Raw genomic sequence first — 25,214 nt, forward strand, 5'->3', positions numbered from 1 at the left:
GAGTGATTTCCAGTTAAATTTATAATATATCAAATATTCAGTAATGGGTATAAATTACCTTTGTTAGTTTTTGTAGTGTTTTGTCGTTCTATGTATATCAACTCTTATATTACGAATAGGGAATCATTTATTTAAATGGTCAAAAGAAATTGTATAAAATGTTAACGATCAAAGAGGAAAATGGGAGTCACTTCTTCCCTTGCCCATTCATAGACAAGTAGTTTTGGAGGAATTAGATATGATTAGCAAACAAATTATTCGAACATTGATGGTAGAAACACCTTCCTTCCCCGGTAATCTCGGGAAAGTAGCAACGACAATTGGTCTTGCAGGTGGAGATATAGGGGAAATAGAAACGGTAAAGGTAGGTCCAAATTACACAATACGTAATATTACTGTTCAGGTCGATCATGAGGAGCAGATAGAAGAATTGGCAGACGCTCTCTCCCGGTTAGACGGGGGAATTCATCTTCATGCTGTTTCAGATGAAGTCCTTCATGCACATGAAGGAGGGAAAATTCATATGAAAAGTAAAGTGAATCTTCAAACATTAGCTGATTTAAGAAGAGTTTATACACCAGGTGTGGCCGATGTTTGCCGAATTATCGAGGCAGAACCGGATAAAGCAAAAATTTATACGAGTATTGGTAATTCGGTAGCGATCGTTACTGACGGAACCGCGATTCTTGGCCTGGGAGACATCGGCCCTGTTGCCGGAATGCCAGTTATGGAGGGGAAGGCTGTTCTCTTCGACCAATTAGCCGGTATTAATGGGATTCCGATTCTTCTTAATACGAAAGACCCGGATGAGATTGTACGGACAGTGAAAAATATTGCTCCGGGTTATAGTGGTATTTTACTCGAAGATATAGGGTCTCCACACTGTTTCGAGGTCGAAGAACGACTTAAGAAGGAGCTGGATATTCCGGTAATGCATGATGATCAGCATGGAACGGCTGTCGTTACCCTGGCTGCCACGATATCAGCGTGTAGAAGTGCCGGTATTGACTTGAAAAATGCACAAGTTGGCCAGATTGGCCTTGGAGCAGCAGGGTTGGCGATTTCTCGAATGCTTATGGCATACGGAGTAAAGGCTGTATTTGGAGCAGATTTATCTCCGGATGCGAAGGCGAGGTTAGAGAACTATGGCGGTCATCCCGTTGATAGCATTGAACTATTAATGAGGAACTGTGATATCGTTATCGCCACTACAGGTGTTCCTGGACTGATTCAACAGCAATGGGTACGCCCAGGGCAGGTGATTTTAGCATTATCAAACCCCAAACCGGAAATCGAACCGGAATTAGCCCTGCAGGCGGGAGCTGCATATGCGGCAGATGGCCGCTCTGTTAACAATGTTCTTGGATTTCCTGGTATTTTTCGAGGAGCTTTAAACGCGCAAGCTAGTAAAATCACCCATCCTATGCTAGTCGCTGCCGCTGAAGCGATCGCAGCATGTACTAAACTTGGAGATTTGGTTCCGCATCCTTTAGATTTACATGTTCATAAAATGGTGACCGAAGCGGTTGAAAGAGCGGCTGTTCAATCTAATAGGAAAGCAGAATTTACTAGCTTTTCAGGATAAGAGGAAGTCGATCAAAACTAGTTCAATATCATCAAAATTCACTTGCTAAGCGGAAGCTATTCAGCATTGCCCAAAGGGTTCATTGGGAAGTGAGCTATTTTTCGTAATTCAATGAAATTGTTTAACAACAGATGAAGGACGCTTTTGGCGTCCCTTTTCCATTTTAACCACTAATAGTTTATACAAAATTCTTCAAACCCTTTAATAGACCTTATCCCCATTAAAGATTGAATTCTTAACAACCACATAATCTACATTACGGATGGCTGCTAACTTATTTCCTCCTGCGTAAGAAATAGAGGATTGAAGGTCTTGCTCCATTTCTATCAAAGTTTCTTTTAAAGAGCCTTTGTACTCAACAAACATTTTTTTGCCTTCTACATTTTTCTTTTCCCCTTTTTGAAATTCCGAGGCAGAACCAAAGTATTCTTTATAACACTTACCATCTTTCTCGATCGTTTCACCTGGGGATTCTTCATGCCCAGCAAATAAGGAGCCAATCATCACCATGGTTGCCCCGAAACGAATCGACTTGGCGATATCACCATGCGTGCGGATCCCTCCGTCGGCAATAATCGGCTTACTTGCTGCCTTTGCACACCAACGCAGTGCAGCTAATTGCCAGCCGCCTGTCCCAAATCCAGTCTTAATCTTAGTGATACATACCTTCCCAGGTCCGATCCCAACTTTCGTCGCATCCGCACCGGCATGCTCTAATTCTCTGACTGCTTCTGGAGTTCCAACATTTCCTGCAATCACAAAGCTGTTAGGTATGTACTTCTTAATATGCTGAATCATTTTAATAACCGCATTGGAATGACCATGTGCGATATCAATGGTTATGAATTCGGGTGAAATCTGTTCCTCCGCTAATTGTTGGATAAATTGGTACTCCTCCTCTTTAACTCCAACACTGATAGATGCCATTAACCCACGTGATTTCATATCTTTAATAAAAGATAATCGCTTACCTGGTTCAAAACGATGCATGATATAAAAGTAACCATTTTCCGCTAAGTAAATCGCGATCTTTTCGTCGATAATCGTCTGCATATTTGCTGTCACCACTGGCAGCTTAAATGTATGCCCGCCTAAGGATACTGTGGTATCACACTCAGAGCGGCTATTTACGACACTTTTTGCCGGAATCAATTGGATATCCTCATAATCAAATACATTTTCCATGATTTGCCTCCTTAAAAACAAACAGTAATTAGCTTAAATGTTCACTCAATGCAAAGATAGGGTTATCGGTTTCAATTGGTCTTATACATAGAGCTAATTCAATGATAGTCCTTTTTGGAATCAACTACACTGTTCAAATAATTTTTATACTTTTTTTAGGATTGGTTTAGAAGGGATTTATAATTCCCGGTTATGATAAATAACAGAAAGCGTTGGCTAGCCTAGTTTGGAGATGTATCTGGGTTCATTCTGTTCGAGAAAAAACAGATTTAAGGAGATTTGCTCATGTCGATTAAGACGAGACTACTGTTATCCTATATGGCCATGACCTTTATTCCTATCGTGTTGTTTGCCTTAATTGCAACTACGCTTGTTTTAGCTTTTTATAAGGATATGGCAGGAACCGGGGATGGTAAGGGGATGCCAGCCTTTTGGGAAATGGCCAATCAACGCCGAGACCTGATTGCAGGCGTGAAGTTTATGACAAAAACAGACCCTGATCGCTTCAACGACAACGAGTTCCTGAAAAGCACGGACGAACAATTGAATCGATTCCATTCAGGACTCGTGGTAATGAAGAATAATCAAGTTAGTTACAATTCCCCTTTCGTGAACAGTCTTGACCTAAAAACTGAGGTTCAGGAGCTGCAAACAAGTCAGTCTCAAAATCGTTGGGGAAAAAGTCGTTTTACTGTGGAAAAGTACAATATCACCTTTAGCAATCGCGTTTCCGGTACGGTATATATACTTTCTGATATATATCCTTTTTTCATGGAAGCAAAAAAGTTTTTCCCGATGCTGGTTTTGTCACTACTTCTGGTCATTGGACTAACCAATGGTGTTCTTACCATTTTAGTTTCCCGCAGTTTTATCAAACCTTTGTATACTTTAAAACATGCTGCGGATCAAATTAAAAAAGGGAATCTGGATTACGAGGTGAAGTTGGAACGCAAAGATGAAATCGGAGAATTGGGGGCTTCATTTGAAGAAATGCGTGCACGCTTGCTCGAGTCTATTGACCTTCAATTACAGTATGAAGAGAACCGGAAAGAACTCATTTCTAATATTTCACATGACCTAAAAACACCGATTACCGGAATTAAAGCTTGCGTTCAAGGCATTCAAGATGGTATCGCGGATACAGTTCCGAAAAGAAATAAATATATGAATATGATTGCGAAAAAGGCAGAAGATATGGATCATTTGATTGACGAATTGATGTTGTATTCTAAGCTTGATCTAAAACGACTGCCATTTCATGTGGAGCCAATGGACATTCAAGGGTATTTGCGGAATTTTATCGAAGAATTACGTCTCGACCCGCGAATGGAGGATATTAAGATTACGTTCTCTTCCGTCAGCGACAGACCGGTTCTCGTTATGGGAGACCATGAAAAGCTGAGCAGGGTAATGATGAATATAATCGACAACAGCTTAAAATATATGAACAAGCAACAAAAGGAAATTAAGGTGGAATTGTTCGACGACAAGGCAAAAGCAACGGTACACATTCGCGATAACGGTCCTGGAATTGACAGCGCAGAACTTCTCCATATTTTCAATCGATTTTACCGGGTAGATCCATCGAGGAATACAGATACAGGAGGCTCAGGACTCGGTCTTGCCATTGTCAAACAAATGGTGGAAGGGCAAGGAGGAAACGTTTGGGCCGAAAGTCAATTAGGGGAAGGGACCAGCATGTATTTTACGTTGCCAAAGATACAATCATGAGGGTGAGCACGAGTGAAACGAATTTTGATTATCGAGGACGATCAGGTCATTGTGGAAGTGGAAAAAGATTATTTAGAAGCAAGCGGCTTTGAAGTGGAGCTTGCTACAAGCGGGGATTTAGGTCTAAAAAAGGCCTTGGAAGAGGAATATGATTTGATCATTCTCGACCTTATGCTTCCCAATACAGATGGATTTGAAATCTGCAGGCACGTTCGACAAGCGAAAAACATCCCAATTTTAATGGTTTCCGCCAAAAAGGAAGAAATCGATAAAATACGCGGCCTCGGCCTCGGTGCAGATGATTATATGACCAAGCCCTTTAGTGTCGGCGAGCTGATCGCACGGGTCAAAGCGCATCTTGCCCGTTATGACCGGTTAATGACTGATAACTTGGGGAGACAAAAAGACGAAATTCAAATCAGAGGAATTCGTATGGATAAGTTATCTCGAAAAGTGTTCGTGAATGAAACGGAAATCCCGTTTACCTCGAAAGAGTTTGACCTATTACTATTTTTAGCCATACATCCGAACCGTGTGTTCAGAAAAGATGAGTTGTTTGAAAAAATCTGGGGACTGGATTCCATGGGAGACAACGCCACGGTAACAGTTTTTATTAGCAAATTACGTGAAAAAATTGAAACGAACCCATCCAATCCTCAATATATTGAGACGATTTGGGGTGTCGGGTATCGGTTTAATGTATAACAAGGGGTGAATGGTATGAGGAAATTGAATCTTACCCAGAGAAGATGGCTGATCATCTTACATTTATTATTTGCAGCGATCATGTTCGGGGTGGCCATTGTTTTTTTAATTTTGAGTATAACCGCGGCTAACACGAACGATGCTGGTGTGCTCAAGGCGTGTTATATAAGTATGCATATGCTAGCCCAGACATCGGTTCGTGCATCCACGATTGGCACGGTGGTAACGGGAATATTACTATCTGTGCTGACGCAGTGGGGATTGTTCAAATTTTACTGGATTATCGTCAAAGAAGGTTTGACGGTCCTCTCGATTCTATTGGGTCCTTTCGCAATGTATACCTTAACGCTAAAAGCGGTAACGTTGACAACTAGTGGAGGGCTAAACGCTCTTATGGATCCATCGTCCACAGTAAACAAGTGGCAGCTATGGATCGGAATTATCCTTCAGATTATTTCGCTTGGTGCGATGTTCGTGATTTCAGTTTTTAAACCATGGGGACAGCGAAAACAGAAAAAAGCATCGAACCTTGCTTGAAGATGAAGGGGAGAAGAGACATGATTAAGAAATTAGGAAAGAAAAAAGGGAACAGCAGAAGAGATTCGGTTGAATAGTCTGGAGTGTGTAAGTAGTGAAACCTAAAAAAAGTTGGTGGATTTTATTTATTATCTCATTAGGAGTCATCATTCCTTTTGTGGTTCCTTATTTAACACTAAATCCCGCCAATAGCCGAGTATCTATCACATCGGCTGGCATGCAATTTCCTTTGTTAGTTGCTCATATTGTAACGGCATGTGTGGCGTTACTATCCGGTTTTTTTCAATTCTTAGAACATTTTCGAATCAAAAAACCAAAAGTCCATCGCTATCTCGGAAGAGCGTATGTAGGCAGTGTATTAATTAGCGGAGTGCTTGGACTAGTATATGTTTCTTATATTGAAAATTTCGCGAAAGCCACTTCGTTTCTAGTCTTATCGCTCATCTGGCTATTTACCAGCTGGAAAGGATATCAAACCGCAATAAGAAAACAATTTGCAGATCATCACAAATGGATGATTCGAAGTTTTGGTGTCACGTTAGTAGCAGTAAGCGGCCGAATAGTGGTGCCAGTTTTGCTGCTAACCTATTACACGTTAAATGGCTTCTCCCTTCCTGATGGGAGAGAGAAGATGGTCGAGGAAGTTTTAAATGTAAATATATGGGTAGGGCTAATAGCTAATTTCATTGTCGTTGAGTGGGGAATCCTTCGTAAAGGTGTCAGGCACCATGTGAAAAATTCACATGGTGCCTGACACCTAAAACTAATAAATTGTTTGATTAGAATGTTGATAGAGTGTAAATAATCGAGAAAGAGGGATTTTTAGAAGGTTATTGAAATATATTTAAAGGGGGCTGGTCCCCTGATGGTAAACTACAACAAGTGCGGATTGTCCCGTCCTACGGGCGGTATGTAATGGAAGTTGTTTTTAAAAGTGAACAGGAAAAGGAGATCAAACGATCCGAAAAACAATTAAATGAGTGGGTATTTGAGCCGAAACGAGTAATGGGTATTGATTTAGGAGTAGATAACCTGGCAACTATCATCGATAACACGGGGCTAAAGCCTCTGCTTATCAAGGGCAAATGGTTAAAATCGATCAATCAATACTATAACAAATTAAGAGCCAAATACATGAGTATCCTTCGAAATGGAAAAGGACCAAAGGAAGGGAAGTTTCACACGACAAGATTAATTTCCATTAGACCGAAAAAGAAACAATCGAGTCATGGATTTTTTACATATGGCCAGTGCAAAAGTGGTCGAGATTGCTCAAGAAAGAACCATTGATACAATCATCATAGGTAAAAATGAGGGTTGGAAGATGGAGGTTGATATGCAAAAGACTACAAAACAAACCTTCATACAAATCCCATATGCCACTTTCATAGGAATGATTCGATACAAAGCAGAACGACATGGAATTCAAGTCATTGTCGGAGAGAAAGCTATACCTCTAAATCTAGTTTCTTGAATCATGACCCGATTCCAACTTACGGGGAAGAGCACCAAACTAATTTTAGCGGGTATAGAAGCAGTCGAGCTTTTTACAAAATCAAAGGTTCTAAGATTTTGATCCATGCCGATGTGAATGGAGCTTTTAATATTGTCCGTAAACATACCAAGGATGTCTTCGAAGGACTGGAAAGAAAACAGTTCCTCCAATCCCCACGAAAAATAATCATCATGAAGAAAAGAAAGGCAAAGCTGAAGGCCCAGGCCTGATGTAGTAGAGGGACTTGTGGTAGCCCTTGTAAAGACAATGCGGCTTTAAAGCCTATTCTTTCGAAACCCCTAGCTTCAGCTATGGGGATACGCATTTAGAATATCGAATCCGGCATTTAATTTATAGTGGATTCCTTGAATTAAAAGGGATACCTAGATCGATGCGGCACTACAGTGTAAAATTACGAGAAAAATAGACCTGAAAAAAATTGTAAATTTTCCAATTATTGATTGACAGGGTAAATCCAAGGATGTTAATATCATATTAAGTAATCAGATAAGTATTATCGGAATTAAAAGCGATGAATCGAAATGCATTTGCACTTGTTAATAAAATAAACATAGTTAGCCAGTCAACTGGAGACACAAATTCAAGTGTCTTCTTTTTGTTTATAAAAATTCAAACACTAGTCGACTATTCGGATAGAGACTTCTCGTACCCATGAGAAGTCTCTTTTTTTATCTAAATTAAAGATTGAGACGATTAGAGAGTCAATTGTGTTTGGATAAGTATTGGCTTCAATGGCATCCTAATTATAACCAGGTAAAAAATCGTTAATATTTCTATTTTTATCGCTTATTTCTAAAAGATTGTTTTTTTAAAATTCGCCCATTAAGGCTCAAAATTCGCCCATTGAAGTCAATAATTCGCTCATTAATGCTCAAAATTCGCTCATAAAACTCAAAAATTCGCCCATTGAATTGAAGGCGAGATAAATTTCAACCAAACAGAGTGTAATTTTACACAAAATATGAGTCTCCTTGAGTTATAACAACATTTTTTACGAGAAAAAGTATTTTTATAGACAGCGATTGTGAACAGAATGGCAAGAATGCAAAATGGATGAAAACTGGAACTCACGAAAGTGGAAAAATCATTTGGTAAAAAGATTTTAATTTGAATGATTGGATTGCTAAGTAAACTTTTCTCTAAAGCAAATAAAGGAGAGGATTTCATGGAAAATATACTTCGAAATGCTGTGGAACAAAGAAGGAAAACATTAATTAACATTCTGCTTACCTTTAAAATCTTTGATAGTGAAGAACTGCTTTTGAAGTTACCTTTAACAGAGTTAGAAAATGAATACAAAAGATTAAAGTCGAATTGTCATCCTCATAGTGATACAGGCTCGATTCAATGGAAAAATAAAATATAAACTTAGGGCGAACAGTGACATTCACTGTTCGCCTATTTACTTACTTTTAATAAAATTTGTAAATCTTGTTTGTTTGTGAAACTAAGCCAGTTATTTGCTAAGCATTCCACCAGCCTAGTTTTTCAATAATCTCTGCATATTTGCAGGCACCAAAGGAAACTTAAACGTATACCTTCTAAGGATACGGTTGTATCACACGCAGATACTGAATTCAAACATACGAAATGTGCTAACGATAGGTAGTCACTAGCCATTGAAATGAAAGTGCGTGATTTGTTAGAATAATTTAGAACTTTATAAACCTATTTTTAAAAGGAGATACACCGATGATAAACGAAGATTATGAATTAAATTTAGTAAATAAAGCGATTGAGAATGCTCCTATTTGGTTAAATGATGACCTTGAAAGTATAGCAAAAAAGGAGAAAACCAAACTCAGAATAAGCTTTGTGATTTCTGAACTTTATTCGAGATATACATTTAGCTATCGGCATATTACCGCATCTATGAATCATAGTTCAGAATGGTCCACTACTGCCCGAGAAAGATTGAACTTCATTGATAACAATATTGACTTGATTCAGCACATGATCAAGAGAATGGAAGATTGACTTCTCCCCATGGATAAATCCAGGGGATTCTTTTTTAAACCTTCATCAAAGCCGCCTTTCGGCCGGGACTTCCAGGTCTTACTACTTCTCCAGTTCATTACGACATGTAGTAAAAACTACATACCGCAGCCCAATCATAGGCACTACGCCACTGCCCTTTGAGCCTCATTGTGCGAGACAATGGGAGCTAAAAGGACTCGGCGATACTTTGTATCTTCAATTTTAGGTAGTTCCCGATTTTTCGTTAGCTGTTTATTGATAGACTTGTCCAAAATATTCATGGCGCCTATTACATCCCGATGTCCTTCCGCGCCACAATGACAGTCGAAGTTTCGATTCCTTTGTTTGCGGAATTCTCCACATGACGGGCACGTGCCGGAAGTATAGGACTCTTCCACAAGTTGGACTTTGACTCCTCGAAGTTTTAGTTTGTATTTTATTTTTCCGATTAATTGCCCAAAACTCCAATTGGACAATTGTTGACGAATTTCTTTACGGGTTTTCCTTTCCTTTTTCGTATTCTTTTGAACGCCATCCGGTGTTCCTATATAGAGTGTTTTAATTTGGTTTTCCACACACCAATTCGTTACCATTTTCGAAATAGAATGCAATAGATACTCCATTCTCCGTTCTAGTTTTTCTAAAAAACGGCGTTTACGCAAAATGAGTTTATGCCTTTTATTCGAACCTGGCTTCTTCTGGCTAATCAGCTTCTGAAACTCTTTCAACTTTTTGTTTCTGTAGCGCTGTAACGAGCGAAGTTCTCTTCCTGTTACAATGAGGTGGATTTTTCCGTTACTTAAGACGGCCGCATGGATGAGCCCTAAATCGCAGCCTGCTTCCTTTTTACCTTGAACCTGCTTTTGTTTTGGTACTTCCACTGCTATATGCATCCAGTAGTGATTTTTGTGCCAAACGATTTCGGCACTTTTTATCGTATGGAAATCAATGTGCTTCGGTTGAGGGATCACTAAGGGGGATTGTTGTTTTCCATTGCTAAACCTGAGCTTTTTACCGGACAATGTAATCGCAGTTTTTTTATATTTAACTGAAAAGAACTTTTTGTATTTCCAAGGGTACCGCCACTGTTTCTCACCTTTTGCCCGTAACTCCCTTGTTCTTTTGCATGTTTCTTCATGTAACTCAATGATCGATTGAATCGTTTGCGAGTGTATTTTATGGGTGGTGGCATTGTACCATTGCTTTTTTTCAGATGCACTTGTCCAAACCTGATAGGCATCATATAGCCACCAATGGAGATCTAAGCAGTCATTCCACAGATTTGCTGCTTCCTTACGTAAAGTATCGACTAATCTTCTCTCCTCGTCGGTTAAGCGGAGCGGAAATTTCCGAATGACAATATCTCCTTTCGATTCTTTTTTCTTCTGTTCTTTCATGTTCTTTTTATGGGGCTCCATTTATTTTTTCACCTCCTATCAGAACACTTGTTCTATATGCTCATTATACTACTATGGAATAGTAATTGATAGTAAAAAGAAAAAATATGGCGTATATCCCCATTTCTGAAGAAAGGGGTTTTACGCCACTATTTGATAAAAGTGCTTTCCTCATTTCATAAATATAGTAATAGTAAAAGTTAAAACTTAACTGATTTTTGCCATGGAAATAGTTTACTTATCATCCTGTTTCTTCGTAAGTTTTATTATGAATTTTTCGGGTGGGGATTCCCACTCGGCATCTTATGTCAAAGATTCACTTTCTAATGAGACTGATTCCACTTTAGTTGTGGGCATTTTAACATTGCCCGCCACAATACCGCCTAAAATAAGGGCCACTCCGAGCCATTGTGACAAACTTACGTTTTCGGCTAAGACGAGCGATGACAAGATAACAGCAACCGGAAGTTCTGAGGCTGTTAATATCGTTCCAAGTCCTGGGCCGATATACTTCATTCCAATAGAAAATAAGAGTGGTGGCAAGGCTACGCCAAATAGCCCAAGGAACACTCCATACGGTGCTACTCCCATTAAAACTGGTAAATGGAATAAATCCGTTGGCGTGAAAAATAAAAAAACAGTGATCAAACCGCCAGTGGAAAGTAGAGCACTTTTCTGCACGGGTGGTGTATCTTTTTCCACGGAGCCGCTAAGAAAGATGAGAGCGGTATACGTTAAAGCGGAAAGTAGACCCCAAACTGTCCCCTGCCATGATATTTGAACGCCGCCTTCTGTAATAATGCCGGCTGCTAAAATGGAGCCAATGATTAAAATACCAATCGAAACCATTTTCCCGTTACTTGGTATTTTTTTATAAACCATCCACTCAATTAAAGAGCCAATCCATACAAATTGAAATAAAAAGATGATCGCAAGTGAAGCATCCAGGGTTTGCAGTGACTGATAATAAAATACACCTGTTAAACCAACTGGAATTCCTGATAAAAGTAATTTACCTATTTGAGGTAGAGAAAGTTTTTTCTTTTTCGAAAAAAGAGCGACCCCCCAGATTAGCAAGGTCCCAAGTAAGTATTGACTTCCTGTTACCTGTGTCACGGTAAAACCAGCCGAGTAAGCAAGCTTTACAAAGGTCGATAATACTCCGTAACAGCAGCCCCCTAAAAAAACAATTAGTGTATATTGCCAAGTTTTCATTTTTCCTACTCCTTTCATTCCATAAAAAAAGCCACACAGCTCTCATATGAAAGCTGTGTGGCGAAAATAGAGATATCTCTAGAAAAGTCCACAAACAAATGAATTTTGTTATTTAATTTGACTTTGTTACTTTAAAACAAATGAAAATGAATGTCAATGAAAATTTCTCCCAAAATAGAGTGTCCTTATTGAACCGCTCTATTTTGTTATTTCTTGCTGAAGTGGAAATAACCAAAAAAACCAGATGGGATCAGACTTCCATTACGGTGTAGTAGTGGGAGTTTGCCCTTTTTTGGCAACGCTTAATTCGAGGTTTTCACTTAAATACCAAATGACTGATCGTTCAACTGCTGTTGCAGCAGGAGCACCTTAAAATCATACCTTACTTTGTTATAAACTTGAATAACGTAAATTGTATGAAATGGATGGTTTCAATTCATATTAAATGAAAGGAGGCATCCTGGAAATGAATTTTACATGGTTATTTGGGCTATTATTTTTATCTCAACAAGTGAATATGCCAGACAGTTTATTAATCACTAACAACGGGCACCCTTTATCGGTTGTTAATTGTACTGATTTATCGATGAACTTACCTGGAGTTCCTATTATTAATACAGAAAAGTTAAAAAAATGTATGGATCAAATTGACAAACATGTTTCTAAAATGCCTAAAAATGCAATGAAAGATGAGTCCGGAAAAATTATACCCGAACATGTTGGTTACCGCTTATATCGTCAGAGGTTCACAGAAAAAGTTTTTTCTTATTATTTTAACAATGGTTCATCTAAAATAGAGGTCCCCTTACTTGCCATTTATCCTAGAGTTGACAGTGAATTACTTGGAAATATTCAAAATGAAAAAATCGGAAAATATGTAACATCCTTCAACACGTCTAACAAAGGACGAACCAATAACATTTATCTTGCAACAGAGGCTATTAACAATTTTGTTCTTTTCCCAGGTGAAATATTTTCCTTTAATAAAGTTGTTGGAAAAAGAACAGCAGGAAAAGGATACTTGCCTGCACCAGTGATCCTAAGAGGAGAATTAGCAAAAGATATTGGCGGTGGAATCTGTCAGGTATCATCTACCCTATTTAATGCAGTAGATAATGCCGGATTAGAAGTTACTCAGCGTTCCTCACACAGCAGAAAGGTAACATACATTCCACCTGGGCGGGATGCCACCGTAAGTTGGAATGGACCAGATTTTGTTTTTAAAAATAAATACAATCAACCAATTCTAATACAATCAAAAACAGAAGGAAACAAGTTAACCATCGAGATATATTCTTCAGATGTCATTAACTATACTCCTAAAAAAGTGCCACACCTTCCTTATGATCAAAATCACCTACCCAAGTAAGGTTACGGGGTAATATAAATATTATTAAACGAAAGCTGCCTGTCTCTTGATCTGAGTGATAGGCAGTTATTTTTTGCGACAGGGTGGGTGAATACTATAGGGTAAAATTCCTTTCAGTTTAAAAAGGAGACGCAAAGATTATGATGAAGTGTTATAGTGGAGCCATTTTGGCAGTTGCCGTCCTGACTATTATGAGTGAATGTCAGGCAAGTAGTTTTGAGAATAATTTTACTTTAGATAAAGGAAAGGTGATGGAAGAAACGATGACCCCTTCAGTTCATGTAGATCCTGCCATTGACCTCTCAAGCAAACAAACCACTTCGATTATCATTGAATTTAAAACAAAACCAGCGAAAGTAGCTGTTATTGAAGCGGAAGCAAAGGGGATTGCATTAACAATAGAGGAAGCGAAGGAGCAGGTAGAAGAAAGTCATCAAACGTTTCAAAAGGAACTTCACGAGTTATTAGATAACCACCAAGTACCCTATACCGTAAGACACAAATATACAACTGCCTTTAACGGTGTTTCTATGGAATTACCCGCAAATGAAATCAAAAGGTTGGCAGAATTCTCTTCTGTCATTTCAAAAATATCTCTAAATCGAAAAATCAAACTAGACCCTCCTATTTTACCTTCTGAACAACTGTGAAAACAAAGTAAGGTTGTTCCTGCCATTCGTACATAAAGACCCCTAAAACTGGAAAACTAAATAAAAATTGGGGGTGGTTTTATAATGAGAAAAAAGGTCTTAAAGTCACTATTCAAGACATTTAATACGGAACCACAATTTCAGGAAAAGTCCAATTCACAGGAGATTGATTTAAAAAAACAAGATATCAGCAGCCATTTTGATCAAAATTTAGCGACATTTAAGTCCATTTTCAGCTTTCCTAAAAATACGGATATCAAAGTTCGCGAGTTTACCATCCGTGCCCTAAATCGCCGTGCCTTTATCATTTTCATCAGTACAATGGTCGACTTAGAGCATATTAAAGAAAGCATATTGGAAAAATTATTGGGAAACGAGCAACCTTCAGTAAAGATTCCAGATATTGTTTCATACCCAATGGCAAAGACGTCCACCAATATTGAAGAAATTACTGAATTCATTTGTGGTGGAATCACAGCACTCTTTGTGGAAGGCGATTCTCAATGCTACCTATTTGAAACCACGAAAACTCGAGGACGTTCCATTGAAAAATCAGATAATGAAGTGATTGTAAAAGGAGCAAAAGAAGCTTTTAACGAAAAGGTAGTTGACAATATTGCCTTAATCCGTAAAAAGATTAAAAATGAAAATCTTATCGTGGAAACTAAGATAATTACAAAGCGATCAAGAAACGATGTATTTCTTGTCTATCAAAAGGACCTGGCAAATGATGAACTACTTCAAACCATAAAAGATAAGTTATCTTCGCTCGATACCGATAGGATTCTCGATTTAAGTATTTTAGAGCAATACATAGAGGAACGACCGAGGTCCTTATTTCCAACGATATTATATACGGAACGACCTGACCGGGCAGCTTCATTCATTGAAGAAGGTCACGTTATTTTGTTAATGTCAAATTCACCAAGCTGTCTTGTACTGCCTTGTACCTTTTGGGCATTGTTCCATTCACCTGAAGATCATTACCTACGTACACCATATGGTAACTTTATCAGGATTTTGCGATTTCAAGCGTTATTTGTCGCCGTTTTTGCCTCTCCTATTTATATTGCGATTACAAATTATCATGTAGGGATGATCCCGCCTGATTTATTAATGGCCATTGCTGGAACTAGGGAACGAGTCCCTTTTCCATCTATTATTGAAATCTTAATGATGGAAATTGCTTTTGAACTTATTCGAGAAGCCGGATTACGGGTGCCATCCCCAATTGGCCCAACGATTGGGATTGTAGGTGCATTAATTTTAGGCCAAGCCGCTGTTCAAGCCAATATTATTAGTCCAATTGTAATCATAGTTATTGCCTTAAGTGGCTTAAGCTCTTTTATTATCAGTGATGTGAGCATGAATTTTGCTATCCGGATCACTCGCTTTTTGTTTATCTTTGCAGCTGGCTTTCTCGGTATTTATGGAGCCGCTTCTTTATTTATCCTTGGACTCTTTTATTTAGTTTCATTAAACTCATTTGGCACTCCTTACTTTGCACCCATGACGCCACATTCCTCCTCGTCAAAGGACTTACTTATCCGTCATGTTCCCTTTAAAGAAAGGTTTCGCCCAGGGTATGTAAAACCAAAGGATATGGTCAAACAAAGAAAGGGATAAAAAATCATATGAAGCAGCAACCTGGAAAACTTGGTATTCGTGAATATGTGTCCATCGCTATTTTAATGGTGGGTTCGAAAGCAAGTGAAGACACACCTGCTAAACTGTATAATCAGGTCCAAAACGCAGCATGGATGATCCCAATCATAACAGCTGGAATCGCTTTTATCCCGCTCTTTTTATTAATAAAGACTATGTCATTGTTTCAAGACAAAAATCTGTTTTCGGTTATTCAAAAATTACTCGGACGATATATTGGGTTTTTTGTTTGCCTTCTGATATTTGTCATCAACTCATTTGCGATTTCGTTCGATTCAAGAACATATACAAATATCATTAAGACGTTTTATTTTCCAACAACACCTAATGTAATTATCTATGCCCTGTTAATGGCCGTTTGTACCTATGGGGCGAAAAAAGGAATTCAGCATATCGGTTCGGTTGCCTATCTTATCATTTTTTATGCAGTCATTTCCTTGTATCTTGCCTTATTTTTAAGTACTCAAGAAAGCAGTATGCAACCCCTTTTCCCTATTTGGGGTCCTGGAAAACTAGAAATTCTGAAGCAAGGCACACTTAATCTATCCCTTTTTTCTGAACTTTTTCTGTTTGCCATGATTATACCTTACATCAAATCAAGCAAAGAATTTCGAAAAGGAACATGGATTGCCTTAGTTTATGTCAGCTTCCAATTGAGTGTCGCTATTATGGTTTACATCTGTTTGTTTGATACAGCCTTACAAGGAATTGGTTATCCATTCCACACAGCCATTCGTTTTATTTCACTGGGAACTTTTATTCCGAATATCGAAATCATCTTTTTCGTCATATGGTTACTGGCGGCATTTATTCGTTTCACAGCATTTTTGTACATCAATGCCCTTATGTTTGGTCATCTATTTAAAATTAAAGACTTTGAATTCCTGATTCCATCACTTGCGACGCTTTATTTATTGGTTGGATCCATTCCGGAATCACCTATTGATGTCAGTCTTGGTATTAAACCGATTATTTCATATGCTTCTGGACCTGCGTTTATCACCATTCCAATCATTTTATGGTTGGTCGCATTGGTAAAAGGAGAATTTAAACATGCAAAAAACAGGAACAGTATGTAAATTATTATTGCTTCTAGTCATTGTTAGCACATTAACAGGCTGTTGGGATCGTCAGGAACTTGAAGATAAAGCCTATGTGATCGGACTAGGATTAGATCACTCCAAACAAGACGGAAAAATCAAAGTCACCATGTTACTTGCCAATCCCGAAGTAGGGACTATGCAAGGGGGCGGCGGTTCAACAGAAAAGCCGCGAGAAATTGTCTCGTTTGATGCCAATGATTTCATTGCGGCAAAAGCGACAGGCAATGCCATCATCTCCCGTAATATTAGTTATGAACTATTAAAGATTATTGTGGTTTCCGAGGAATTTGCAAAAGACAAAAATTTTATTACAATCTTTTACGACGTCGTAAAAGATAAAGAGATTCGCTTGAGTAGTTATTTAGCAGTATCGAAAGAAAAGGCAAGTGAGTATTTTGTAAATAATCGTCCAAAAATGGAAACAAGGCCACATAAGTACTTTCAATTCATGGTCGATCACGGGATTGAAAATGGTTTCATTCCAGATTCTACTCTATTCCGCTTTTTTACCACATTGGAAAGAGAGACTGACCACTTTTTGGGGATGTACACAACAGCCGAAAGGGCAAAGAATCCTAAAATAAAAAGTGAAGATGAATACATGGCAGGACAAGTGGATGCATCAGGGGAACTTGATGATACACAATTTATTGGGTCCGCAGTCTTCAGGAATGGAGTGATGATAGGGAAATTAAACGGTCAAGAAACACGCACAGTTAATATTCTTGATGATACAACGGACATCAAAGATATATTGATGGATATACCAGATCCTTTTTTGAATAATCATAAGCAATTCGCAGCTAGAGTCTTAAAAATAAAAAGTAATAAAGTAAAAATGAACGTGAAGGGTGCTAGGCTAAAGATTGATATAACGATACCATTAAAGATTGAAATTATGTCAAACCCATCAATGACCAACTATGCAGAGAAAAAAAATCAGCAAATAATCAAAAAACAAATAGCTAATCATTTCAAAAAAGTAAATGAAAGGTTATTTAAAAAATCCCAAACTAAATTAAAAGGTGCACCATATACCTTATCCATGTATTCTCGAAGGTATTTTGGAACCATTCAGGAATTTAAAAAATTCAATTGGCGAAAATCGTACCTAAATGCGGACATAAGGGTGCACCCGAGTATTGAAATTATTGATTATGGGAAACAAGCAAAACCAACGAAAAGGTAGGGAATAAGGATGGGCCTATTTATTTACGTTAGTCTTTTTAGTATTACTATATACACTATTGGGTTTGCAGTCTCCTTATGGAAGGGAAAACAAAAGATGAGTGCAGTGGCTGTTTTTTTCCTCACCATTTGTATGATCATCCTGCCATTCTTCTCGATATTATAAAATGTGAACAGTGTCAGGCACTGTCCGCATTTTAATTGGCGGTTGGAGCTGGAGCTGGATTCAGGGAACTATTTCAAGTTATTCACCATTAATAATTTTATAATTTCCTATACAATGAAAAATGTATTTTGTCTTGGATGTGTAAACTTGATCTTTTTCTACTATTAAGGAAGGGAAATTGTGGTCACCAGGTGGTTTCTGTGTTTCAAGACATAAGCCTAAATGCTTTTCCGCTTGTTTTCCTCTGATCGAAAAATCATTCCCTAACATATTGCCAGTATAAAAGACAACAGCGGGCTCATCTGTCTCAATTTCTAGTTTCCGTCCGCTTTCCCGATCATATAAACTGATTTGCTTATGATTCTGAGCACTAAGGAGGAAGGGGTGGTCAAACCCGCCACCAACTATATCCGTTTGCGGATGGTGAGATTCAATTCCTTGAGCTACCTTTTGACCTTCTCTAAAATCAAATACTGTCCCATCCACAGGGATAACCTTGCCAGATGGAAGAAGAGAGGCATTTAGTTCTAAGAATGCATCGCTTTTTAACTTTAACTCATGATCAAGAATAGTTCTTTTTAAATTACCGCTTAAATTAAAATAAGAATGATTGGTTAAATTGACGATTGTTTTTTTATCAGAAACAGCCTGATAGGTAATCAATAACTCATTATCTTCATTGAAGGTATAAGTGACGGTAACGTGTAGATTGCCAGGAAAGCCTTCATCCATATCTGGGCTTGTATAGGAAAAAATAATATTGATTTCATTTTCTTTGTTTTCAATTCTAGAATCCCAAATAACGTTATGAAAACCATTCGGTCCGCCATGAAGATTGTTTTCTCCATCATTTTTGGACAAGTTATAGCACTCTCCATCTATTTCGAAGGACGCATTTTTCATCCGGCCGGCATTCCTGCCAATCACACAACCGAAATAAGGGGAGTGATCGATATACTCTTGCAAAGTGTCAAAACCTAACACAACATTCTCTAAATTCCCTTGACTATCTGGAACATTAATTTCCGTAATAATACATCCATAGTCAATACAGGTTAATTCCATTCTATTCGCATTTGTAATGGTATAAGATTTTACCTTTCTTCCATGCAATGTACCAAAAACAGTTTCAGTTAGCTTCATCATAATCCCTCTTTAATTCCCTTTTCGAAGAACAAATAATTGATGATTAATCGCAACAGTATGCGGATATATATCTTTGTACACTTGATAGAATTCCTTATAGCGCTGAACGTTTTCTGGTTTTGGTTCATATACCTTATCGGCTTTAATGAAGACCTCTGCACATTCTTGAAGAGAGGTGAACCAATTCAATCCAGCTGCCGCAATCATCGCTGCCCCCATACCTGGGCCTTGTTCGTTTTGTAGCTTCACGACTCTTGCGTTAAAGATATCAGCTTGTATTTGCAGCCATAATTCACTCTTCGCACCGCCGCCTATAGAAATAACAGTATCAATGGTTTTACCATAATTGCGGAAGATTTCGACACTCTCATTAATCGAGAAAACAATCCCTTCAATGACCGCTCGAGTAAAGTCACCTTTGTTGTGGGAGCCGTCAATTCCAGTAAATGTTCCTCTTATTTTTGCATCCGCATAGGGTGTGCGTTCACCTACTAAGAAAGGAGTAAAGACTAGACCATTTGCACCGATGGTCGAACCGGCAGCTTCATCTAATAGACTGTCAAAGGATTGATCCTTGGCAAAGGTTTCCTTAAACCATGTCAAACTATAGCCAGCTGCAAGCGTGACACCCATGGTATAGTAGGAGTCTTTTTGTCCATGATTGAAAAGATGAACTTTACCGCCGTAATTTTTGTTTTTATCGTTCTCATATGAAAGGAACACACCTGATGTTCCGATACTGCAAAGGGCCGTTCCTTCGGATAAAATACCTGCTCCAATCGCACCACAAGCATTGTCTGCTCCACCTGCGAACACCTTAGTCGATGAAGATAAACCAGTGAGCTCCGCAATCTCTGGCAAGATCGTTCCGACGAAGTCTTCAGTTTCCACTAATGGAGGACATATGGCAGCAGAGATTTCAAATGTGCGAAGAATATCGGCACTCCATGATTTGTTGACAACGTCTAACATCAGCGTACCTGCAGCATCTGAGTAATCCATATGTATTTTTCCTGTTAAACGATAGCGGAGGTAATCTTTTGGAAGTAAAAATACGTTTGTTTTTTCTAGGTTTTCGGATTCATTCTCTTTTACCCAAAGAATCTTTGGTAAGGTAAAGCCTTCTAGAGCAGGGTTTTTTGTAACTTCAAGCAGTTTACCGCCTAATTGCTGATCAATTTTCTTGCATTGCGGGGTGGTTCTAGTGTCGTTCCATAAAATGGCGTTTCTGATTACTTGATGCTTTTCGTCCAGTAAGACTAACCCATGCATTTGTCCGGAAAAACTAAGACCCTCAATATCGTCGGGCTTTATGTTTGATTCAGTTACTAACTGCTGTAATGCTGCAATTGTTTGTTCTACCCAATCTTCGGGATTTTGTTCACTATATCCTGGCTGCTGCTGGATTAACGGATAGTCTTTTGAAACCGAATAATTGACGGTGCCTTCTTGGTCAACGAGAAGAACTTTCACAGAGCTTGTCCCTAAATCTACCCCAATTACATATTTCATATTGATCTCCTCACTTTTTATAGAGTTGTATATTAGTAAACTTACTTTGATGATTGAAAAAATCCTCTTGAGGACAAAATTACCGGAATTTAACCAAAACTGTCTTTAACAGCCTCCATTGGAGACAAAACACCAGACTTTACATTAAAACTGTCTCCAAAAGCCCTTATTGGAGACAGTTATCATGCGGTTTTTTTCCAAGTTCCTTCCATTTCCTCCAATGTCTTGCCTTTGGTTTCAGGTACAAACTTCCAAACAAAAATGGCAGAAAGAACACTCATTAATCCGTAAAAACCATAGGTTACAGCGCCACTATATTCCATCATCATTGGATACGTAGAGGAAATAAGATAGTTCGCTGCCCATTGCGCCGCGACCGCAATCGCAACAGCGCGCCCACGTATATTATTCGGAAAGATTTCAGAAATCAATACCCAGCAAATTGGACCCCAAGACATCATAAAGGAAGCAGTATAAACGATAATGAAAATTAAAGTACTCACTCCGATGACATCGAAATAGGCCAAACTAGAAACACCAAACATCCCGATCGCCATTCCAACAGAACCTATGATTAATAATGGTTTACGGCCCCATTTATCAACAGTCATAATCGCTACAAGGGTAAAAACAACGTTGATTAAGCCCATAACTGTTGTCTGTAACATCGAAGCATCTTTTCCTGCTCCCATGCTTTCAAAAATCCGTGGTGCGTAATACAGGGCAACATTAATTCCTACAAACTGTTGAAACACAGAAAGCAAGATTCCAATCACGATAACAGCTTTTCCGTAAGTAAATAGTTTTTCAGAAGAAGCATCTACCGTTTGTTTGATCTGTTGCAAAATTGATTTTGCCGCGGTAGAACCATTAATTTTTGCAAGAATTGCAAGTGCTTTATCATCTTGATTTTTCAAAGATAAATAACGAGGTGTTTCAGGTACCATCAGTAAGAATAACCCAAACAATAATGCTGGTACACCACACGATGCGAACATGTATCTCCAGCCAATATCATTTACCCATGCTTGACTTTCTCCGCTTGAAATCGAAAAGTTAACGAAATAAGCAACGAGCATCCCCAGAATAATCATAAACTGGTTAAAGGATACTAAACGGCCGCGCACATTCGCAGGAGCCACTTCGCCAATATACATCGGGCAAACGGCTGAAGCCAAACCAACACCAATCCCCCCTAAAATCCGATAAAGGTTAAAGGCGATTAACAAACCGATCGTTGGTTCTCCTTTTTCGAAAAATAGAAACTCAGGATAGGCAGCCCCTAGGGAGGATACAAGGAAGAAGATCGAAGCAATAATGAGAGAATTCTTCCGCCCAAACCTCGAGGCAAAAACACCTGAAATGAAACCGCCAATAATACAACCAATCAGTGCACTTGAAATGGTCGCCCCATGAATGAATGCTCCTAAATGCAGGCTATCGATTAGATAGATTTGTAATGATTCCTCCGCACCAGAAATAACGGCTGTATCATATCCGAAAAGCAAGCCGCCAATGGCAGCAACCAGCGTAATTCCAAAAAGATAAAGCGAGTTCTTTTTTTGCTCCATCGTTATGTTTAAAGACATTTTTAGGTAATTAAGATTCTACCATTCTTTATGTATATTGTTCATAAAAGCGCTATCAAGTTGCTGAAGAATGATAAAAAGTCATATCCTAAAATCCGTCTTTATCCTCCTTTTATTATGGAATGGAAAACTAGGGAATTGCTTCTGTTAAAATATTTCTCAAAAAATAGACCCGCAACCACTTTGGGATTTCTTTAGTTGAAGGGTCTATTAACAAGCATTAGGGACTACACATTTTAGACTTCTAATAGGTATTGGTTTAACAAAGCTTTCAAGCGCTCGGTTTTACCAGATACATTTTTAATCGTGTCATTGTTTAGCGCATATGTCTCAAGTGTGTGGAAGTTAGCTCTGCCTTGAACAATATCGAGGCCAATTCCATTCGTATAGCTGCTGTAACGGTCCGCAATTACATTTTCAAAAACGCGATCCTCGATTAATTTATGAGCTACTTTCAAACCTCGTGCAAAGGCATCCATTCCAGCTACATGCGCATGTACTAGATCCTCTGCTTCAAAGGAAGTTCTTCTTACCTTGGCATCAAAGTTTAAGCCGCCGCGGCCAAGACCACCGTTTTGTAGAATTTCATACATTGCCAGGGTTGTAGAATATAAATCGGTTGGGAATTCATCGGTATCCCAGCCAAGTAAAGGATTTCCTTGGTTTGCATCAACGGAACCAAGAAGGCCGCTTGTTCTTGCCACACGCAATTCATGTTCGAATGTATGTCCAGCAAGTGTAGCATGGTTTGCTTCCAGGTTTAATTTAAAGTAATCTTCTAACCCGTATTGTCTTAAGAAGGCAATCGTAGTCGCTGCATCAGTATCATATTGGTGGGTGGTAGGCTCTTTTGGTTTTGGCTCAATTAGGAATTGACCTGTATAGCCGATTTCCTTCGCATAATCAACGGCCATATGCATAAATCTTGCTAAGTTATCCAGTTCAAGTTTTAAGTCGGTATTTAATAATGTTTCATAACCTTCACGGCCGCCCCAGAATACATAGTTTTCTGCGTCAAGCAGTTTGGCTGTTTCTAAACCTTTTTTCACTTGTGCTGCTGCATAGGCAAATACATCAGCATTGCAAGAAGTAGCTGCACCATGGACGAAGCGAGGATTTGTAAACATATTAGCTGTGTTCCATAATAGTTTTGTGTTACTTGTTTTCATGTAATCTTTAATCATTTCGACAATGATATCTAAATTTTTATTTGTTTCGCTTAATGTTCTGCCTTCAGGCGCAACATCACGATCATGGAAAGCAAAAAATGGGACACCAAGCTTTTCAAAAAGTTCAAAGGAAGCTTCTACTCTAGCTTTAGCCAAATCCATTCCAGTGAAGTGGTTCCAAGGTCTTTCCATTGTAGCGGCGCCAAATGGATCGGATCCATCTGCAGTAAAGGTATGCCAGTAAGCCACTGAAAAACGTAAAATGTCTTTCATTTTTTTTCCGTCAATGACTTCCTCAGGGTTGTAATACCTGAATGCTAATGGATTTTTAGAATCCTTTCCTTCATATGCCACCTTGTTTACGCTTCCAAAATAAGTATTCGTCTGTGTTTGAGTCATGTTTTTTCCCTCCTGAAATAAAATGAAATTCAAAACTATGTAGCTTCATTAGATGTATATTCATGTTAGTTTGTTGTTTGGATAAACTAACATGATTACATCTTATAAAATTAAAGCGCTTTAATCAATAGTTTTTTTAAGATTTTTTGTATATTTTCGTAAATTGTTGATTTATAATGGAATAAAACGACCGATTATCAACGAGACTTAATTTATACATTATACAAACGGGGTGTAAGCTTGTGATTATTGCAGATCAAATGTTAGTGAAGAAAATGAATCAAAAGGTACTGTTAAATGAAATCGTTTCCAACTCGCCGATTTCAAGGGCAAGATTATCTGAAATAACCGGATTAAATAAATCCACTGTTTCTTCCCAAGTAAATACGTTAATTGAAAAGAACCTTATTTTTGAAATTGGACAAGGGCAATCAAGCGGCGGGAGAAAGCCTGTCATGTTAGTTTTTAATAAAAATGCCGGATATTCAATCGGAATCGATATAGGTGTTGATTCTATAAATGGTATTTTAACGGACCTAAAAGGAAATATTGTCCTAGATCAATATCACCATCTAGAGAAACCTTCGCTTGATACGAACAAGGATGTTTTATTTTCGATGATTAAAGACCTTACTAATCAAATCCCAGATTCTCCTTACGGGTTAATCGGCATTGGTTTATGTGTACCAGGCCTTGTCAATACCGAGCAAAAGGTTATTTTCACTCCAAATATCCAATGGAATTATGAACTTGACTTAAAATCGCTCATTGAGCAGGAATTTCAGGTACCAGTTTTTATTGAAAATGAAGCCAATGCAGGTGCATATGGAGAAAAAGTATTTGGGGCAGCTAAAAATTATGAAAACATAATCTACGTTAGCGTGGGTACTGGAATCGGGATCGGAATTGTTATTAATAATGATTTATATCGAGGGGTTAATGGGTTTGCCGGAGAAATGGGCCATCTAACTATCGATTTTAATGGTCTTAAATGCAGTTGTGGAAACCGAGGGTGCTGGGAATTATACGCCTCTGAAAAAGCATTACTACATACTTTTCAGAATAACGATACCATCACTTCCTATCAGGAACTAATTAATCTAGCAAACCAAAATGATCCGGATATATTAATGGCATTACAAAATTTCGGCTTCTACCTTGGGATTGGATTAACAAGTATCTTAAATACATTTAATCCGCAAGCGGTCATTATCCGAAACGACATTGTTGAAGCTCTGCCTATGGTTTTGAATTCGATTCGAAATTCTATTTTATCAAGAAGTAATGACAAACTTAATAACAGTCATGAGTTATTATTGTCTTCCTTAGGAAAAAATGCTCCCGCATTAGGGACATCCTCGATTGCTATTGAACATTTCTTAGAAAAGTTTACATCGTAAAATTGTATGG

General features: G+C 38.4%; 22 protein-coding genes and 1 pseudogene. 16 read left to right on the forward strand and 7 right to left on the reverse strand.

What is annotated here, in order from left to right:
• The first annotated feature begins 238 nt into the window (after positions 1–238).
• Complete coding sequence (locus tag J7E67_RS07400) at positions 239–1,585, forward strand: NAD-dependent malic enzyme (RefSeq protein ID WP_214715811.1); 1,347 nt, start codon at positions 239–241, stop codon at positions 1,583–1,585.
• Positions 1,586–1,786: 201 nt separating this feature from the next.
• Here J7E67_RS07400 and guaC read toward each other — a convergent pair whose 3' ends face one another.
• A complete protein-coding gene (gene guaC / locus J7E67_RS07405; protein ID WP_214715809.1) occupies positions 1,787–2,770 on the reverse strand; it encodes a GMP reductase in 984 nt (327 codons plus the stop codon).
• Between the two features lie 285 nt (positions 2,771–3,055).
• On the opposite strand from guaC, the gene J7E67_RS07410 reads away from it, so the two are divergent.
• From J7E67_RS07410 to J7E67_RS07450, 9 genes and pseudogenes are all read left to right on the forward strand, one after another.
• A complete protein-coding gene (locus J7E67_RS07410; protein ID WP_214715806.1) occupies positions 3,056–4,501 on the forward strand; it encodes a sensor histidine kinase in 1,446 nt (481 codons plus the stop codon).
• Positions 4,502–4,513: 12 nt separating this feature from the next.
• The gene (locus J7E67_RS07415; protein ID WP_214715804.1) at positions 4,514–5,206 is read left to right on the forward strand and encodes a response regulator transcription factor; all 693 of its coding nucleotides are present in this window, start codon (positions 4,514–4,516) and stop codon (positions 5,204–5,206) included.
• 15 nt (positions 5,207–5,221) lie between these two features.
• Positions 5,222–5,743: a hypothetical protein gene (locus J7E67_RS07420; RefSeq protein WP_214715802.1), complete on the forward strand. Its 522-nt coding sequence runs from the start codon at positions 5,222–5,224 to the stop codon at positions 5,741–5,743.
• Between the two features lie 94 nt (positions 5,744–5,837).
• The gene (locus J7E67_RS07425; protein ID WP_214715800.1) at positions 5,838–6,497 is read left to right on the forward strand and encodes a DUF2306 domain-containing protein; all 660 of its coding nucleotides are present in this window, start codon (positions 5,838–5,840) and stop codon (positions 6,495–6,497) included.
• Positions 6,498–6,658: 161 nt separating this feature from the next.
• Positions 6,659–7,033 (forward strand): transposase, encoded by a 375-nt coding sequence (locus tag J7E67_RS07430; protein WP_214715798.1) that lies wholly within the window; start codon positions 6,659–6,661, stop codon positions 7,031–7,033.
• Positions 6,987–7,217 carry an IS200/IS605 family accessory protein TnpB-related protein gene (locus tag J7E67_RS07435; protein ID WP_214715797.1) on the forward strand — a complete coding sequence of 77 codons (231 nt, stop codon included), beginning with the start codon at positions 6,987–6,989 and terminating at the stop codon, positions 7,215–7,217. Before J7E67_RS07430 ends, J7E67_RS07435 begins: the two co-directional genes overlap by 47 nt.
• Before the next feature lie 340 nt (positions 7,218–7,557).
• A pseudogene (locus J7E67_RS07440) lies at positions 7,558–7,665 on the forward strand (DUF3658 domain-containing protein); the annotation flags it as partial.
• A 759-nt stretch (positions 7,666–8,424) separates the two neighbouring features.
• Positions 8,425–8,625 (forward strand): Fur-regulated basic protein FbpA, encoded by a 201-nt coding sequence (gene fbpA / locus J7E67_RS07445; protein WP_214715796.1) that lies wholly within the window; start codon positions 8,425–8,427, stop codon positions 8,623–8,625.
• 326 nt (positions 8,626–8,951) lie between these two features.
• Positions 8,952–9,236: a hypothetical protein gene (locus J7E67_RS07450; RefSeq protein WP_214715795.1), complete on the forward strand. Its 285-nt coding sequence runs from the start codon at positions 8,952–8,954 to the stop codon at positions 9,234–9,236.
• A gap of 143 nt (positions 9,237–9,379) precedes the next feature.
• On the opposite strand, the gene J7E67_RS07455 is transcribed toward J7E67_RS07450, so the two are convergent.
• Both J7E67_RS07455 and J7E67_RS07460 read right to left on the reverse strand, forming a co-directional pair.
• The gene (locus J7E67_RS07455; RefSeq protein ID WP_214715794.1) at positions 9,380–10,654 is read right to left on the reverse strand and encodes an RNA-guided endonuclease InsQ/TnpB family protein; all 1,275 of its coding nucleotides are present in this window, start codon (positions 10,652–10,654) and stop codon (positions 9,380–9,382) included.
• Between the two features lie 282 nt (positions 10,655–10,936).
• Complete coding sequence (locus tag J7E67_RS07460; RefSeq protein WP_214715793.1) at positions 10,937–11,848, reverse strand: EamA family transporter; 912 nt, start codon at positions 11,846–11,848, stop codon at positions 10,937–10,939.
• 466 nt (positions 11,849–12,314) lie between these two features.
• Here J7E67_RS07460 and J7E67_RS07465 point away from each other — a divergent pair, with 466 nt between their 5' ends.
• The 5 genes from J7E67_RS07465 to J7E67_RS07485 all read left to right on the forward strand — a co-directional run bounded on the left by J7E67_RS07465 (position 12,315) and on the right by J7E67_RS07485 (position 17,824).
• Entirely contained in the window at positions 12,315–13,217 is a 903-nt protein-coding gene (locus J7E67_RS07465) for a VanW family protein (RefSeq protein WP_214731307.1), read from the forward strand.
• 140 nt (positions 13,218–13,357) lie between these two features.
• Positions 13,358–13,867 carry a protease inhibitor I9 family protein gene (locus tag J7E67_RS07470; RefSeq protein ID WP_251026619.1) on the forward strand — a complete coding sequence of 170 codons (510 nt, stop codon included), beginning with the start codon at positions 13,358–13,360 and terminating at the stop codon, positions 13,865–13,867.
• An 84-nt stretch (positions 13,868–13,951) separates the two neighbouring features.
• Positions 13,952–15,493, forward strand: a complete 1,542-nt coding sequence (locus tag J7E67_RS07475; protein WP_214715792.1) for a spore germination protein — start codon at positions 13,952–13,954, stop codon at positions 15,491–15,493.
• 8 nt (positions 15,494–15,501) lie between these two features.
• The gene (locus J7E67_RS07480) at positions 15,502–16,611 is read left to right on the forward strand and encodes a GerAB/ArcD/ProY family transporter (RefSeq protein WP_214715790.1); all 1,110 of its coding nucleotides are present in this window, start codon (positions 15,502–15,504) and stop codon (positions 16,609–16,611) included.
• Complete coding sequence (locus J7E67_RS07485) at positions 16,586–17,824, forward strand: Ger(x)C family spore germination protein (protein WP_214715788.1); 1,239 nt, start codon at positions 16,586–16,588, stop codon at positions 17,822–17,824. The genes J7E67_RS07480 and J7E67_RS07485 overlap by 26 nt, the downstream gene beginning before the upstream one ends.
• 243 nt (positions 17,825–18,067) lie before the next feature.
• Here J7E67_RS07485 and J7E67_RS07490 read toward each other — a convergent pair whose 3' ends face one another.
• The 4 genes from J7E67_RS07490 to xylA form a co-directional block, all read right to left on the reverse strand.
• Positions 18,068–19,132, reverse strand: coding sequence for an aldose epimerase family protein (locus J7E67_RS07490; RefSeq protein ID WP_214715786.1), 1,065 nt, complete (start codon positions 19,130–19,132; stop codon positions 18,068–18,070).
• Positions 19,133–19,144: 12 nt separating this feature from the next.
• Positions 19,145–20,647: a xylulokinase gene (gene xylB / locus J7E67_RS07495; protein ID WP_214715784.1), complete on the reverse strand. Its 1,503-nt coding sequence runs from the start codon at positions 20,645–20,647 to the stop codon at positions 19,145–19,147.
• 182 nt (positions 20,648–20,829) lie between these two features.
• Complete coding sequence (gene xylE / locus J7E67_RS07500) at positions 20,830–22,218, reverse strand: D-xylose transporter XylE (RefSeq protein WP_214715894.1); 1,389 nt, start codon at positions 22,216–22,218, stop codon at positions 20,830–20,832.
• A 254-nt stretch (positions 22,219–22,472) separates the two neighbouring features.
• On the reverse strand, positions 22,473–23,804 hold the full coding sequence (gene xylA, locus J7E67_RS07505; protein WP_214715783.1) for a xylose isomerase: 1,332 nt from the start codon (positions 23,802–23,804) through the stop codon (positions 22,473–22,475).
• Positions 23,805–24,046: 242 nt separating this feature from the next.
• On the opposite strand from xylA, the gene xylR reads away from it, so the two are divergent.
• On the forward strand, positions 24,047–25,204 hold the full coding sequence (gene xylR, locus J7E67_RS07510) for a transcriptional repressor XylR (protein ID WP_214715782.1): 1,158 nt from the start codon (positions 24,047–24,049) through the stop codon (positions 25,202–25,204).
• Positions 25,205–25,214: the final 10 nt, after the last annotated feature.

This window comes from Bacillus sp. ISL-46 (assembly GCF_018613205.1).